Annotated in this window: 14 protein-coding genes; 4 read left to right on the top strand and 10 right to left on the bottom strand. The window is 72.9% G+C overall.

The window, feature by feature from the left end:
* The 7 genes from truB to rimP all read right to left on the bottom strand — a co-directional run.
* A partial coding sequence (gene truB, locus ACWF9Z_RS15225) for a tRNA pseudouridine(55) synthase TruB (RefSeq protein WP_453602165.1) occupies positions 1-972 on the bottom strand: 972 nt, incomplete at its 3' end.
* Positions 969-1421, bottom strand: coding sequence for a 30S ribosome-binding factor RbfA (gene rbfA, locus ACWF9Z_RS15220; protein ID WP_453602163.1), 453 nt, complete (start codon positions 1419-1421; stop codon positions 969-971). The genes rbfA and truB, both read right to left, overlap by 4 nt.
* 28 nt (positions 1422-1449) lie before the next feature.
* The gene (locus ACWF9Z_RS15215) at positions 1450-1743 is read right to left on the bottom strand and encodes a DUF503 domain-containing protein (protein WP_030030358.1); all 294 of its coding nucleotides are present in this window, start codon (positions 1741-1743) and stop codon (positions 1450-1452) included.
* Between the two features lie 153 nt (positions 1744-1896).
* Positions 1897-5052 (bottom strand): translation initiation factor IF-2, encoded by a 3156-nt coding sequence (infB, locus tag ACWF9Z_RS15210; protein ID WP_453602160.1) that lies wholly within the window; start codon positions 5050-5052, stop codon positions 1897-1899.
* Between the two features lie 154 nt (positions 5053-5206).
* Positions 5207-5494: a YlxR family protein gene (locus tag ACWF9Z_RS15205; RefSeq protein ID WP_356661415.1), complete on the bottom strand. Its 288-nt coding sequence runs from the start codon at positions 5492-5494 to the stop codon at positions 5207-5209.
* A 172-nt stretch (positions 5495-5666) separates the two neighbouring features.
* On the bottom strand, positions 5667-6755 hold the full coding sequence (nusA, locus tag ACWF9Z_RS15200; protein ID WP_453602157.1) for a transcription termination factor NusA: 1089 nt from the start codon (positions 6753-6755) through the stop codon (positions 5667-5669).
* A 2-nt stretch (positions 6756-6757) separates the two neighbouring features.
* Complete coding sequence (gene rimP, locus ACWF9Z_RS15195) at positions 6758-7255, bottom strand: ribosome maturation factor RimP (protein ID WP_453602154.1); 498 nt, start codon at positions 7253-7255, stop codon at positions 6758-6760.
* A 286-nt stretch (positions 7256-7541) separates the two neighbouring features.
* On the opposite strand from rimP, the gene ACWF9Z_RS15190 reads away from it, so the two are divergent.
* From ACWF9Z_RS15190 to ACWF9Z_RS15175, 4 genes are all read left to right on the top strand, one after another.
* Entirely contained in the window at positions 7542-7958 is a 417-nt protein-coding gene (locus tag ACWF9Z_RS15190) for a hypothetical protein (RefSeq protein WP_453602151.1), read from the top strand.
* On the top strand, positions 7955-8410 hold the full coding sequence (locus ACWF9Z_RS15185) for a DUF4439 domain-containing protein (protein ID WP_453602148.1): 456 nt from the start codon (positions 7955-7957) through the stop codon (positions 8408-8410). The genes ACWF9Z_RS15190 and ACWF9Z_RS15185 overlap by 4 nt, the downstream gene beginning before the upstream one ends.
* A 63-nt stretch (positions 8411-8473) precedes the next feature.
* The gene (locus tag ACWF9Z_RS15180) at positions 8474-9376 is read left to right on the top strand and encodes an aminoglycoside phosphotransferase family protein (RefSeq protein ID WP_453602145.1); all 903 of its coding nucleotides are present in this window, start codon (positions 8474-8476) and stop codon (positions 9374-9376) included.
* Between the two features lie 58 nt (positions 9377-9434).
* Positions 9435-10457: a slipin family protein gene (locus ACWF9Z_RS15175; protein WP_453602142.1), complete on the top strand. Its 1023-nt coding sequence runs from the start codon at positions 9435-9437 to the stop codon at positions 10455-10457.
* Positions 10458-10658: 201 nt separating this feature from the next.
* Here the strand turns inward: ACWF9Z_RS15175 and ACWF9Z_RS15170 are convergent, their stop codons facing one another.
* The 3 genes from ACWF9Z_RS15170 to ACWF9Z_RS15160 all read right to left on the bottom strand — a co-directional run bounded on the left by ACWF9Z_RS15170 (position 10659) and on the right by ACWF9Z_RS15160 (position 13989).
* Positions 10659-12353, bottom strand: coding sequence for a proline--tRNA ligase (locus tag ACWF9Z_RS15170; RefSeq protein ID WP_453602139.1), 1695 nt, complete (start codon positions 12351-12353; stop codon positions 10659-10661).
* 71 nt (positions 12354-12424) lie between these two features.
* Positions 12425-12997, bottom strand: coding sequence for a GNAT family N-acetyltransferase (locus ACWF9Z_RS15165; protein ID WP_453602137.1), 573 nt, complete (start codon positions 12995-12997; stop codon positions 12425-12427).
* 146 nt (positions 12998-13143) lie between these two features.
* Complete coding sequence (locus tag ACWF9Z_RS15160) at positions 13144-13989, bottom strand: GNAT family N-acetyltransferase (protein WP_453602134.1); 846 nt, start codon at positions 13987-13989, stop codon at positions 13144-13146.
* Positions 13990-14199: the final 210 nt, after the last annotated feature.

Here is a 14199-nt window from a genome sequence, read left to right as displayed (position 1 = left end):
GCGGGGAACTCGGTCGCCACGGGAGCCGCCGGAGCGGGCTTCGAGGCGGCCGGAGCCTTCGGACCCGGACGCGGGGGGGCCCGGGGGGGGGGGGGGGCCCGGGGGGGGGGGGGGGGGGCCGGGGGCCCCGCGGCGCCCCGCGGGGGGGGGGGGGGGGCGGGCGGGTGACTGCGCGCGCTTGAGCCGCCGACCGCGGGTCGCCAGCAGTCCCGCACGCCGGGCGTCCAGGTCCCAGCGCGGGAAGGCCGCGGCCGCCGCGTCGCCGATCGGCATGACGGTCAGCTCCTCCTGGAGCTGGTCCAGCGTGCGCGCCCGGTCGATCTTGTACGGGCCCACCCGCGTGCGCCGCAGCGCCGTGAGGTGGCCGCCGACGCCGAGGCCGGCGCCGAGGTCACGGGCGAGTGCGCGGATGTACGTACCGCTGGAGCAGACGACGGAGACGATGAGGTCGACGACCTTGGTGCCGTCCTCGGCCTCCGCCTCCCGCATGTCGTACACCTGGAACGAGGAGACCGTCACCGGACGGGCCGGGATCTCGAAGTCCTCGCCGTCCCGCGCGCGCTTGTAGGAGCGCACGCCCTTGATCTTGATGGCGCTGACCTTGGACGGGACCTGCATGATCTCGCCGGTCAGCGCGGCGATGCCCGCGTCCACGGCCTCCCGGGTGACCCCGGCGGCGTCGACGGAGGAGATGATCTCGCCCTCGGCGTCGTCCGTCAGGGTGTTCTGGCCCAGCCGGATGGTGCCGAGGTACTCCTTCTCCGTGAGCGCGAGGTGGCCGAGGAGCTTGGTGGCCTTCTCCACGCCCAGGACCAGCACGCCCGTCGCCATCGGGTCGAGCGTGCCGGCGTGGCCCACGCGGCGGGTCTTGGCGATCCCGCGCATCTTGGCGACCACGTCGTGCGAAGTGAAGCCGGACGGCTTGTCCACGATGACCAGGCCGTCCGGAGTCTTCCCTGCGTTGGTGCTCATTCCGCGGTTGCGCCCTCGTCCTCGTCCTCGTCCGGCTTCTTGTACGGGTCGGCGTCGCCGGCGTACTGAGCGCCGGAGGACACCTCACGCACCTGTGCGTCGGAGGCACGCGCCTTGTCGAGGAGCTCCTCGATGCCCTTGGCGGTCTCGGGGAGGGCGTCCGCCACGAAGGTCAGGGTCGGCGTGAACTTGGTCTGCGCCGCCCGGCCGACCGCGGAGCGCAGGACGCCCTTCGCGCTCTCCAGGCCCGCTGCCGCGTTGGCCCTGGCCTCGTCGTCGCCGTAGACCGTGTAGAAGACCGTGGCCTCCCGCAGGTCGCCGGTGACCCTGCTGTCCGTGATGGTCACGTGCGTACCGAGGCGGGGGTCCTTGACGCCGCGCTGCAGCTTCTCGGCCACCACCTCCCGGATGAGGTCCGCCAGCTTCTTCGCCCGCGCATTGTCGGCCACTGGTCCGTCTCCTTCTCAAGTCTTGCGGTCAGTCTTCATCACCGTGGAACCGCCGCCGTACCGACAGCAGCTCCACTTCCGGACGTGCCGCGACCAGCCGCTCGCAGCGGTCCAGTACATCCGAGAGGAACCCCGCGTCCCCACTCACCAGAGCGACCCCTATACGGGCCCTGCGGTGCAGGTCCTGGTCGCCCACTTCGGCCGCGCTCACAGAGAACTTGCGCTGGAGCTCGGCGACGATGGGCCGGACGACGGAGCGTTTCTCCTTCAGCGAGTGAACGTCGCCGAGGAGCAGATCGAAGGACAGAGTCCCCACGTACATTCAGGTCCGGATATCCCGCCGGTGCGGGTTCGGTGGCCTGCCGGCCGTCGCGCGGCAGGATCACCAGAACCGTACACGCAACGGCCGGGGCCGATCGACGGATATTCCGCCGACCGGCCCCGGTGTCACGACACGGTGCGAACCGCCGCGCGCTTACGCGCGGGGCTTCTCGCGCATCTCGTACGTCGCGATGACGTCGTCGATCTTGATGTCGTTGTAGGAACCGAGGTTGATACCGCCCTCGAAGCCTTCGCGGATCTCGGTGACGTCGTCCTTGAAGCGGCGCAGACCGGAGATGGTGAGGCTCTCGGCGATGACCTTGCCATCGCGCAGGAGCCGCGCCTTGGTGTTGCGCTTGACCTCGCCGGAGCGGATGAGAACACCCGCGATGTTGCCCAGCTTGGACGAGCGGAAGACCTCGCGGACCTCCGCCGTACCGAGCTCGACCTCTTCGTACTCCGGCTTGAGCAGACCCTTGAGGGCCGCCTCGATCTCCTCGATGGCCTGGTAGATCACCGAGTAGTAGCGGACGTCGACACCCTCGCGGTCCGCCATCTGCGCGGCACGGCCGGCCGCACGGACGTTGTAACCGATGACGATGGCGTCGGAGCCCATCGCCAGCGAGATGTCGGACTCGGTGACCGCACCCACACCGCGGTGCAGGACCCGGATGTCGACCTCTTCACCGACGTCGAGCTGGAGCAGCGAGGACTCGAGAGCCTCGACCGCACCGGACGCGTCGCCCTTGATGATGAGGTTGAGTTCCTGGACCAGACCGGCCTTGAGCACGGAGTCGAGGTCCTCGAGGGACACGCGACGGACGCGCTTGGCGAAGTTGGCGTTGCGCTCTCGCGCAGCACGCTTCTCGGCGATCTGACGGGCCGTACGGTCCTCGTCCACGACGAGGAAGTTGTCGCCGGCGCCGGGGACGTTGGTGAGACCCAGGACCAGGACGGGGGTCGACGGACCCGCTTCCTCGACGTTGTTGCCCTTGTCGTCGAGCATGGCGCGCACACGGCCGTAGGCGTCGCCCACGACCATCGTGTCGCCGACGCGGAGGGTACCGCGCTGGACGAGGACGGTGGCGACGGCACCGCGGCCGCGGTCGAGGTGGGACTCGATCGCAATACCCTGAGCGTCCTGCTCCGGGTTGGCGCGCAGGTCGAGCGAGGCGTCGGCGGTGAGGACGACGGCCTCGAGCAGGGAGTCGATGTGCAGACCCTGCTTGGCGGAGATGTCGACGAACATCGTGTCGCCGCCGTACTCCTCGGCGACCAGACCGAACTCGGTGAGCTGACCGCGCACCTTGACCGGGTCGGCACCCTCGACGTCGATCTTGTTGACCGCGACGACGATCGGGACGCCGGCGGCCTTGGCGTGGTTCAGCGCCTCGATCGTCTGCGGCATGACGCCGTCGTTGGCCGCGACCACGAGGATCGCGATGTCGGTCGACTTGGCACCACGGGCACGCATGGCGGTGAACGCCTCGTGACCGGGGGTGTCGATGAAGGTGATCTTGCGCTCTTCACCGTTGACCTCGGTACCGACCTGGTACGCACCGATGTGCTGCGTGATGCCACCGGCCTCGCCCGCAACGACGTTCGTCTTGCGGATGGCGTCGAGCAGTCGGGTCTTACCGTGGTCGACGTGACCCATGACGGTCACGACCGGCGGACGCGGCATGAGGAATTCCTCGCCGCCCTCGTCCTCGCCGAACTCGATGTCGAAGCCCTCGAGGAGCTCGCGGTCCTCTTCCTCCGGGCTGACGATCTGAACGACGTAGTTCATCTCGCCGGCCAGCATCTCGAGCGTCTCGTCGGAGACGGACTGCGTGGCAGTGACCATCTCGCCGAGGTTCATCATCACGGCGACGAGCGACGCCGGGTTGGCGTTGATCTTCTCCGCGAAGTCGGTGAGGGACGCACCGCGCGACAGGCGAACGGTCTCGCCGTGGCCGCGGGGCAGCATCACGCCGCCGACGGACGGGGCCTGCATGGCCTCGTACTCCTGGCGCCTCTGACGCTTGGACTTGCGACCACGACGGGCCGGACCGCCGGGACGGCCGAAGGCACCCTGCGTGCCACCACGGGCACCGGGACCACCGGGACGCCCGCCGAAGCCGGGACGACCGCCGCCGCCGGCACCAGCCGGACCGCCGCCGAAGCCGCCACCACCGGGACGGGGACCGCCGAAGCCGCCGCCGCCGCCGGGACGCGAGCCCGGACCGGCCGGACGGCCGGCGAAGCCGCCGCCCGCGGGACGACCCGCGCCACCGGCGCCGCCGGGACGGGCGCCGCCCGCACCGGGACCACGGCCACCGGGGCCGCCACCGGGACGGGGACCGGGACCACCGGCAGCGGGACGCTGCGGCATCATGCCCGGGTTCGGACGGTTACCACCGGGAGCACCACCGGGACGCGGGGCACCACCCTGCGGACGGGGCATGCCGCCCGGGGTCGGACGGCCTGCGCCCTGACCCTGGGGACGCGGGGCGCCGCCGGGGCCGCCCTGCGGACGGGGAGCACCCTGGCCGCCGCCGGCGCCGGGGGCACCGGGACGGGGAGCGCCGGCCGGACGGGGCGCCTGCGGGCGCGCCATGCCGGTGGAGCCACCAGAGGTGAAGGGGTTGTTGCCCGGACGGGGACCGGCCGGACGGGAGCCCTGGGGACGCGGAGCCTGGGCACCGGGACCCGCGGGACGCTCGGCACGCGCCGGAGCGGCACCGGCCGGACGCGGGGCGCCGGGACGGGCGCCGGTCTGGCCGCCCTGACCCTGGGCCGCGGGGCGCTGCTGCGCCGGACGCGGGCCGGGGGTGGCACCGGGACCGGCGGGCCGGTCGGTGCGCGCCGGGGCAGCGGCGGCGGGAGCCGCCGGAGGCGCGGAGAACTCGGTCGCCACGGGAGCCGCCGGAGCGGGCTTCGAGGCGGCCGGAGCCTTCGGACCCGGACGCGGGCCGCCGGTGGCGGCCGGGGTCACCGGGGCGGGGGCGCTGACGGCCGGAGCCTCGGCGACGACCGGCTTGGGGGCCGGGGCGCCGGGCTTCGGGGCAGCGGGACGTGCAGCCGCGCCGGGGGTCGGAGCCCCGGGCTTGGCGGGGGCGGCCTTGCGGGGCTCGCCCGGCTTCGCAGCGGACTTGCCGGCGTTGCCGCCGGGTCCCTGCAATGCGTCGGTCAACTTGCGTACCACCGGCGCCTCGATCGTCGAGGACGCCGAACGGACGAACTCACCGAGTTCCTGGAGCTTGGCCATGACGACCTTGCTCTCAACTCCGAACTCCTTGGCGAGTTCGTATACCCGGACCTTAGCCACTTCGCTCCTTTTAGGTCCGGGTTACGCCGGACCGTGTCTACTTCATGCTCGTACTCATCGCGTACTCATCGAGGGGTGCTCATCGCAATCTCGACCTACTTCCAACTCGCGAGGTACCTGACCGCACGGTGATCCGTGCCGTACTACGTCTTCTTTACGGTGTCGCCCCGGCCTCGTCGGCCACGGCATTGCGCAGATCCACCGTGTCGAGCGGTCCTGCGGACTTGAAGGCCCGGGAGAACGCCCTGCGGCGGACCGCCTGGTCGAGGCAGACCACGGCGGGGTGCACGTAGGCACCCCGGCCGGGCAGCGTACCGCGTGGATCGGGGACGCATTCGTCACCGACCGCCACGATGCGCAGCAGCTCGTTCTTGGCCGCTCGCTCCCGGCACCCGATACAGGTGCGCTCGGGGCATGCGCGGGCTTGCGTCCGGCCAGACACGCTTAAGTCTACCTCCCCGCACCGACCTCACCCCTTCGGGCGAAAAATCGAACGGATGTTGTCGTGATCCCGGCCGTGCGGGGCGGCTGCGGACAGTCGCGCACGTCGGACCGGTTCTCAGTGGATCGATGGTTCCTGTGTACCGCCCGGTAAGCCCCGGGCGGTACCGGTTTTATTCCCCGCGCCGGTCGCCCGGGCGCTCGCCGCGGTCGTCCTGGCGCTCGCCGCGCTCGTCACGGCGGTCGTCCCGACGCTCGCCGCGCTCGCGGCCGTCCTCGTCCGAGGGCTGCTCGGTGTCGGGACGGATGTCGATGCGCCAGCCGGTGAGGCGGGCGGCGAGGCGGGCGTTCTGGCCCTCCTTGCCGATGGCCAGCGACAGCTGGTAGTCGGGCACGGTCACCCGCGCGGAGCGGGTGTCCCAGTCGACGACCTCGACCTTGCTCACCCGGGCGGGCGAGAGGGCGTTGGCGACCATCTCCGCCGGCTCGTCCGACCAGTCGACGATGTCGATCTTCTCGCCGTGCAGCTCGGCCATCACGTTGCGCACGCGGCTGCCCATCGGGCCGATGCAGGCGCCCTTCGGGTTGAGCCCGGAGCGGGTGGACCGGACGGCGATCTTGGTGCGGTGACCGGCCTCACGGGCGATCGCGCAGATCTCGACGCTGCCGTCGGCGATCTCCGGGACCTCCAGCGCGAACAGCTTCTTCACCAGGTTCGGGTGGGTGCGCGACAGGGTCACGGACGGACCGCGGACACCCTTCGCCACCCGCACGACGTACGCCTTGATGCGCAGTCCGTGCGTGTACTCCTCACCGGGCACCTGCTCCTGCACGGGCAGGATGGCCTCGAGCTTGCCGATGTCGATGAGGACGTTCTTCGGGTCCTTGCCCTGCTGCACCACGCCGGTGATGACATCACCCTCGCGGCCCAGGAACTCGCCGAAGGTCAGGTCGTCCTCGGCGTCGCGCAGACGCTGCAGGATCACCTGCTTGGCGGTCGTCGCGGCGATGCGGCCGAAGTCCGACGGGGTGTCGTCGAACTCCTTGGCCTCCTGGCCCTCTTCCAGGTCCCTCGGGTCCTCGGTCGCCCACACGATCACGTGACCGTTGGTGCGGTCGAGCACGACGCGTGCGCGCCGGAAGCTTCCCTCGGTGCGGTGGTACGCGATGAGGAGGGCCGACTCGATCGCCTCGACGAGCAGGTCGAAGGAGATCTCCTTCTCCCGGACCAGACCCCGCAGGGCACTCATGTCGATGTCCACGACTACGCCTCCTCTTCCTTCTTGTCCTTGCGGTTGAACTCGATCTCGACACGCGCCTTGGCGATGTCGGTGAATGCGATGCGCCGGGCGGTCGCCTTGCGGCCCTTCACGCCCGGGACTTCGAGGTCCATGCCCTCGTCGTCCACGTCGAGAATGCGGGCGATCATTTCCCCGCCGTCGGCCGTCTGGAACTTCACGAGGCGGCCGGTCGCCCGGATGTAGTGACGGTGCTCGGTCAGCGGGCGGTCAGCGCCCGGCGAGCTCACCTCGAGGACGTACTCGTCCTCGCCCATCGCTCCGGTCTCGTCCAGCAGGTCCGAGACCTCGCGGCTCAGCTCGGCACACGCGTCCAGCTCCACGCCTTCGTCGGAGTCCACGATGATCCGCAGCATCCGGCGCTTGCCCGCCTTGGACGTCTCGATGTCCTCGAGGTCCAGGCCCTTGGCGGCGACGAGGGGCTCCAGCAACCCGCGCAGCCTGTCGCTCTGGGTGGTGCTCATCCGGGTGACTCCTCGGCCGCGTGTGCTGTTGTGGTTTCGTCGTGTGTCAGGTCAAAGGGTATCCGGTCGCGGAGGGTGTTGCCGTCCGCGCTGCGGGCGGGCCCCCCGGGTACCGTGATCACACCCTGCCCCGCCGTCACCCAAGGACGTCCCCGTGCCCTCGATCATGCCGTCGCGAAGAAGCCTGCTCGCCGGGGCCACGGGTATCGCCGGCGCCGCGCTGCTCAGCGGTTGCTCCGACGGGGCCTCGCCCGGCGCGGCGCCTGAGATTTCACTCGAACGGCGGATGCGTGACACAGCCGTACGTGACAGCGGGCGTCTGCTGGAACGTTACGACGCGACGAGCGCCGCCCATCCGGTCCTGGCCGAGCGCCTCGCGCCGCTGCGCGCCTCGGTCGCCTCGCACACGGCGGCCCTCGCCTCCGGGGACGGCGCCTCCCCGTCCCCGTCGCGCTCCGCGTCCCCTCGTGCGGCCGCCCCCTCCGCCACACCGGCCGCCGCGCCCTCCGCCGCCGAGCCGGTGCCGCCGCAGCCCGCCGACGCGCTGACCGCCCTCGCGGACGCCGAGCGGAGCCTGGCCGAGGCGCGGACGATCTCCCTGGCCGAGGCCCCCGGGGAGCTGGCCCGGATGCTGGCCTCGGTGGCCGCCTGCGGCCACGTGCACGCCTATCTGCTGACCACCACCCAGGGAGCCTCCTCATGACCTCCGATCCCTCCCCCGCCGGCCAGGTCCTGGAGGCCGCGCAGGCCGCGCTCGCCGCCGAGCACGCGGCCGCGTACGGCTACGGCGTGATCGGCGCCCGCGCCGCGGCCGCCCGCGCCGCCGAGGCCCGCGAGGCGTACGGCGGCCACCTCGCCCGCCGCGACGCGCTGGCCCGCACCGTGCGCGAGCTGGGCGGTTCCCCCCGGCCGGCCGAGGCCGCGTACACCCTGCCGTTCGCGGTGCGCACGGCGGGCGACGCCGAGCGGCTGGCCGCCGTGATCGAGGACCGGGTGGCCGGCGCGTACTCCGATCTGGTGCGGTCCGCCGAGGGGCGGCTGCGCCGCGAGGCGGCCGACGCGCTGAGCGCTGCGGCCGTGCGCGCGGCACGCTGGCGCGGTGTCGGCGTAGCCTTCCCTGGGCTCACGGAACGGGCGGCCGCCGCGCAGAACTAGCGCGCGTCCGGCGCGCACGCACGCGCGACGAGCCCGCACACAGCTGAAAGGGACCACCCACGCATGGCTTTCGAACCGCCGCAGCGGCTCGTACGGGCGCTCGGCGAGATGCCGGAATCGGCGCGGACCGCGGACTGGCTGGAGCAGCTGCCCGGGCTCGCGCGGTCCGCGCTGATCCGGCGTGAGGTACAGGTCCAGCGGGTGCAGGCCCCGGGCGGCCGCGGCAGCCTGGTCGTCCTCGTCCGGTACGCCGACGGGACCCCGGCCACGGTGAAGCTGGCCCCGCCGGCCCTGCGGCCCGACCGGGAACTGGCCGCGCTGGCGCACTGGGGCGGCTTCGGGGCCGTACGGGTCCTCGACTCCCGCCATCACGAGGAGGACGGGGCGCTGCTGCTGGAGCGGCTGCACCCCGAGGTGTCCCTGCGGTCGCTGCCGGAGGCCAAGGCGCTGCTGGAGGCCTGCGGCACGCTGCGCAGGCTCTGGGTGGCCCCGGCACAGGGCCACCGCTGGGAGACGGTCGCCGAGCGCACGTCGGCGCAGGCCGAGGTCCTGCGCAAGGCCCCGCCGGAGGCCGCGGAGCTGGCCTCGGCGGCGCTCGCGGCCCGCGAGGAGCTGGTGGCCGCCCCGGCGGAGGAACTGCTGCTGCACGGGAACTTCCGGCAGGGCAAGGTGCTGGCGGGCGAGCGCGCGCCGTGGCTGGCGGTGGGGCCGGACCCGATGGTCGGCGAGCGCGCGTACGACCTGGCGCGGCTGGTCCGCGACCGGATCGAGGACCAGGTGGCCTCCTCGACGGGGGCCTCGGGCGCCCGGCGCCGGGTGAACAAGCTGGCCGACGCGCTGGAGGTGGACCGGGAGCGGCTGCGGGGCTGGACGCTGTTCCGGGCCGTGGAATCGGGCAACCGGGCGCTGGCGGCCGGGCGGCGGCAGGACGCGGAGATGCTGCTCGAGTTCGCGGGCTGGATGTAGGGCATAACCCTGGTAGGGCGCGCCCCTGCCAGGAGGACGTGCCCCACGGGAGGCCGTCATGGTCCAGGAAGTTCTGACCGCGGCAATCGCCGCGGGCGTGGGAGTCGTGGCCTACGTGGGGGCCGCCTCCCGGGTGGTGCGCCAGTACGAGCGGGGCGTCGTCTTCCGGCTCGGCAGGCTGCGCGAGGGCCTCCGGGGGCCGGGCTACACGATGGTCGTTCCCCTCGTGGACCGGCTGCACAAGGTGAACCTGCAGATCGTGACGATGCCGGTGCCGGCCCAGGAGGGCATCACCCGGGACAACGTCACGGTCCGGGTGGACGCGGTGGTCTACTTCAAGGTCGTGGACGCGGCGAACGCGATCATCGCGGTGGAGGACTACCGGTTCGCCGTCTCCCAGATGGCACAGACCTCACTGCGGTCGATCATCGGCAAGTCCGACCTGGACGATCTGCTGTCCAACCGGGAGATGCTGAACCAGGGCCTGGAGCTGATGATCGACAGCCCGGCGGTGGGGTGGGGCGTCCAGATCGACCGGGTGGAGATCAAGGACGTGTCGCTGCCCGAGACCATGAAGCGGTCCATGGCCCGGCAGGCGGAGGCCGACCGGGAACGGCGGGCCCGTGTCATCAACGCGGACGCGGAGCTGCAGGCCTCGCACAAGCTGGCCGAGGCGGCGGCGGTCATGTCGGACCAGCCCGCCGCGCTGCAGCTGCGGCTGCTCCAGACGGTGGTCGCGGTCGCCGCCGAGAAGAACTCCACCCTGGTGCTGCCGTTTCCGGTGGAACTCCTCCGGTTCCTGGAGCGCGCGGCGCCGCCGCCCCAGGCCGGGCCGGCCGAAGCGGGTGCCGGTGCCGCCGGGCCGGCCGAGGCCCCGGGCCCGGATCCGGGTGCGGATCCGGGTGCGGCCGGCGGAGCCGGAGCCGGTGGCGCCGGGCCGGCCCTCGCCCCGGGCACGGACCCCGGCGCCGGTGGCGCCCGGCCGGCCCTGGCCCCGGGCGCGGATCCCGGCGCCGCCGCCCCGGGCGGGGGCCCGGAGCCGGCCGCCGCGCCGCAGGACGACGAGCCCGCGGGGGGCTGACCGCGGCGCGGGCCCGGCAGGATCCGGAAGAGACACCTAGTGCCGCGTCGGGCAAGGTTTGCCCCTTGAGGAGCGGCGTCCGGTGCGTGCTCTCGGCGTGCCGGCCGCAAGCGCTCGTACTGGACGTACTTGGGCTTTCGGCCGGTGCGGCGAGAGTGCGTGCCGGGCGTCGCGATGGGGCGAACGTTGCCTGACGCGGCACTAGGCCAGGCGGGCGAGGGCTTCCTCGAGGGGCAGTTCCTCGCGGGTGCCCGTGGCGCGGTTCTGGAGCTCGACGACCGACTCGGCCGAGCGGCGGCCCGCGACGAGGATCCAGGGGACGCCGATGAGCTCCGCGTCCGTGAGCTTCACGCCCGGGGACAGGCCCGGCCGGTCGTCCAGCAGGACCCGCAGTCCCGAGCCGGCCAGGGACTGCGCCGCCGACTCGGCGAGCGCGAGCGGCACGGCCTTGCCCGCGGCCACCACGTGCACGTCCGCCGGGGCGACCGCCGCGGGCCAGCACAGGCCGCGCTCGTCCGCCGTCTGCTCGGCCAGCGCGGCCACCGCCCGGGAGACGCCGATGCCGTACGAGCCCATCGTGACCCGGACGGGCTTGCCCTCCTTGCCGAGGACATCGAGGCCGAAGGCGTCCGCGTACTTGCGGCCCAGCTGGAAGATGTGCCCGATCTCGATCGCCCGGTCGAGCCGCAGCCCCGCGCCGCACGAGGGGCAGGGGTCGCCCGGCTCGACGACCACGACGTCCAGGTAGCGGTCCACCTCGAAGTCCCGCCCGCAGACCACGTTCCGGGCGTGCGTGTCCGGCTTGTTGGCCCCCGTCACCCAGGAGGTGCCCGGCGCGATCCGGGGGTCGGCCAGGTAGCGGACCTTCTCCAGACCCTGCGGGCCCACGTAGCCCCGTACGAGGTCGGGCCGGTCGGTGAAGTCCTCCGCCGTCACCAGCTCCACGACGGCGGGGGCCAGGTGCTCGCCGAGCTTGCCGAGGTCGACCTCCCGGTCGCCGGGCACGCCGACGGCGACGATCTCCCCGTCCACCTTGACGAGGAGGTTCTTCAGCGTCGCCGACGCGGGGACGCCGAGGTGCGCGGCCAGGCTCTCGATGGTCGGGGTGTCGGGGGTGGGGACCTCCTCCAGCGGGGCGTGGTCTCCCGCGGCCGCCGTCAGGGCGAAGGTCACCGCCTCCGTGTTGGCCGCGTAGTCGCAGGCCGGGCAGTCCGCGAAGGTGTCCTCGCCGGCCTGCGCCGGGGCCAGGAACTCCTCCGAGGCCGAGCCGCCCATCGCGCCCGACACCGCCGAGACGATCCGGTGGTCGAGGCCGAGCCGCTCGAAGATCCGCCGGTAGGCCGCGCGGTGGAGGGCGTACGACTCCGCCAGGCCCTCGTCCGAGACGTCGAAGGAGTACGAGTCCTTCATCTGGAACTCGCGGCCGCGCAGGACGCCGGACCGGGGCCGCGCCTCGTCCCGGTACTTGGTCTGGATCTGGTAGAGCATGACCGGCAGGTCCTTGTAGGACGTGCACTGGTCCTTCACCAGCAGGGTGAAGATCTCCTCGTGGGTGGGGCCGAGCAGGTAGTCCGCGCCCTTGCGGTCCTTGAGCCGGAAGAGCAGGTCCCCGTACTCCGACCAGCGCCCGCTGATCTCGTACGGCTCCTTCGGCAGCAGCGCCGGGAGCAGCACCTCCTGGGCGCCGATCGCGTCCATCTCCTCGCGGACGACGCGCGAGACGTTGTCCAGCACCCGCTTGCCGAGCGGCAGCCAGGTCCACACGCCGGCGGAGCTGCGCCGGACGTATCCGGCCCGGACGAGGAGGCGGTGGCTGAGGGTCTCGGCGTCGGCCGGGTCCTCACGGAGGGTCTTGGCCATGAGACGGGACATACGCTGCACTTGTTGCGTCGACATGTCGAGAGGCTACAAGGGGCCGCCCGGACCCCGGAAACGGGATTCGGGAACCGGGGGCCGCGGGCCGCCGGTCAGTGCCTGCGCAGCGGCAGCGGGGCTCCCATCACGGCGTACGGGAGGCTCGCGCTCGGGAACAGGACCCGGCGGGCGAGGTCCTCGTAGCCGAGCGACCGGTAGAGGCCGCGGGCCGGGCTCTCGGTGTCGATCGCGGAGAGGATCGAGCGCGGTTCGGGGGCGGTGTCGGTGATCCGGGTGATGAGGGCGCGGCCGACTCCGTGGCCCTGGAAGCCGGGGTGGACGTGCAGTTCGGTGATCACGAAGGAGCCGTCGAGCCAGCCGTCGTGGCCGCCGGCCCGCAGGTACGGCTCGACGATCCCGGACCACCAGTGGGCGCGGTCGTTGGGCATGCCGTAGACGAAGCCGGCCAGCTCCCCGTCCGCGGTGAACGCGCCGAGCGCGCGGGCGCCGGTGCAGCCCATGTGGCGCTGCACGATGAAGCGCCGGATGGCGACCTCCTCCTCGCTGAGCCCGAAGGCCAGGGCCTGCACGTGCAGGGCCTCGTCGACGCGGCCGACGAGGTCGAGGTGCCCGATCCGTAGTCCGGCGGGCCGGTCGGGGTCTTCTCCCCCGGGAGTTGACAGCATGCGGCGACCTTACTGGCCTCCCCCGGCCTGCGGGGATGCCATCGCGGGGCCCGGGTGGCGCTCTCGCGGCCGGGCGCCCGGAACAAGACGTCCGGAACGGGAGGGGCGGCGCGGGGCGCTCGGATCGCGGCGTGCGAACAGGCCGCTCAGAACAGGACGCTCATGAACGCGCCGACCTCGCGGAAGCCGACGCGGCGGTAGGAGGCGCGGGCCGCGGTGTTGAAGTCGTTCACGTAGAGGCTGACCACGGGGGCCACGTCCCTGAGCGCGTACGCGATCACGGCGGCCATCCCCCTCTCGGAATGCCCCCGGCCGCGGAACTCGGGGTCCACCCAGACGCCCTGGACCTGGCAGGCGCGGGGGGTCACCGCACCGATTTCGGCCTTGAAGACGACCTTGCCGTCCTCGACGCGGGCGAAGGAACGGCCGGTTGCGACCAGTTCGGCCACCCGGGCCTGGTAGAGCAGTCCGCCGTCGCCGGCCATCGGGGAGATGCCGACCTCCTCGGTGAACATGGCCACGCAGGCGGGCATGATCAGGTCCAGCTCCTCCTTGCGGATCCGGCGGACCAGCGGGTCCGGCGCGACCTCGCGGGAGCGCTGCTCGGTGATCATGAGCGGCTGGTGGGAGCGGACGTCGCGGGCCGGGCCCCAGCTGGGCTCCAGGAGCTGCCACAGCAGCCGGGTGGCCCCGACGGGACCCACGATGGAGGAGCAGCGGCGGCCGGTGCGGCGGGCCCGGTCGGCGAAGGCCCGGACGGCGTCGGGACCGGCGCAGACGGGGACGAGGTTGGCTCCGGCGTAGCAGAGCGCGCGGAGCTCGCCGTCGACGTAGAAGCCCCACATCTCGCCGCCCAGGCGCCAGGGGTCGAGCCCCGCGACCTGGACCCGGGAAGTGACGAAGGCGTTCGCGACCGGGTCGCGTCCGAGGACCTCGAGCGCGGCGTCAAGATCACTGGGCTCGAGGACCCGGGTGGTGGTCTGCGTCAACACTGGGGCCTCACCATGCAAGTCTGCTGATCTCCGCACTGTACTCGGCGTGGCTCACGGATGCCGCCCACCCCCTTCGGATGCGGTCCGGCCCCGTTCGGCGGCGGTGTCCGGGCCGCGGCCGGCGGCGTCCGGCCGCCGTCGGGACGCGGCGAAGGGCCGCGGCCGGCCGCGTACGGGGGCGGGCCGGGGCCGCCCGGGACGGCCTGGGAC

This window comes from Streptomyces sp. NPDC054961 (genome assembly GCF_053609145.1).
Note: the sequence above shows the minus strand (reverse complement) of the source record. Positions and strands in the feature narration are given on the sequence as shown.

Bases quoted from the DNA above. Each gene is read 5' to 3' on its own strand.
- ACWF9Z_RS15175 (WP_453602142.1), top strand. From the start codon at position 9,435: ATGGTCCAGGAAGTTCTGACCGCGGCAATCGCCGCGGGCGTGGGAGTC.
- ACWF9Z_RS15180 (WP_453602145.1), top strand. From the start codon at position 8,474: ATGGCTTTCGAACCGCCGCAGCGGCTCGTACGGGCGCTCGGCGAGATG.
- ACWF9Z_RS15170 (WP_453602139.1), bottom strand. From the start codon at position 12,353: ATGTCGACGCAACAAGTGCAGCGTATGTCCCGTCTCATGGCCAAGACC.
- ACWF9Z_RS15165 (WP_453602137.1), bottom strand. From the start codon at position 12,997: ATGCTGTCAACTCCCGGGGGAGAAGACCCCGACCGGCCCGCCGGACTA.
- ACWF9Z_RS15215 (WP_030030358.1), bottom strand. From the start codon at position 1,743: ATGTACGTGGGGACTCTGTCCTTCGATCTGCTCCTCGGCGACGTTCAC.
- ACWF9Z_RS15190 (WP_453602151.1), top strand. From the start codon at position 7,542: ATGCGTGACACAGCCGTACGTGACAGCGGGCGTCTGCTGGAACGTTAC.
- ACWF9Z_RS15185 (WP_453602148.1), top strand. From the start codon at position 7,955: ATGACCTCCGATCCCTCCCCCGCCGGCCAGGTCCTGGAGGCCGCGCAG.
- rimP (WP_453602154.1), bottom strand. From the start codon at position 7,255: ATGAGCACCACCCAGAGCGACAGGCTGCGCGGGTTGCTGGAGCCCCTC.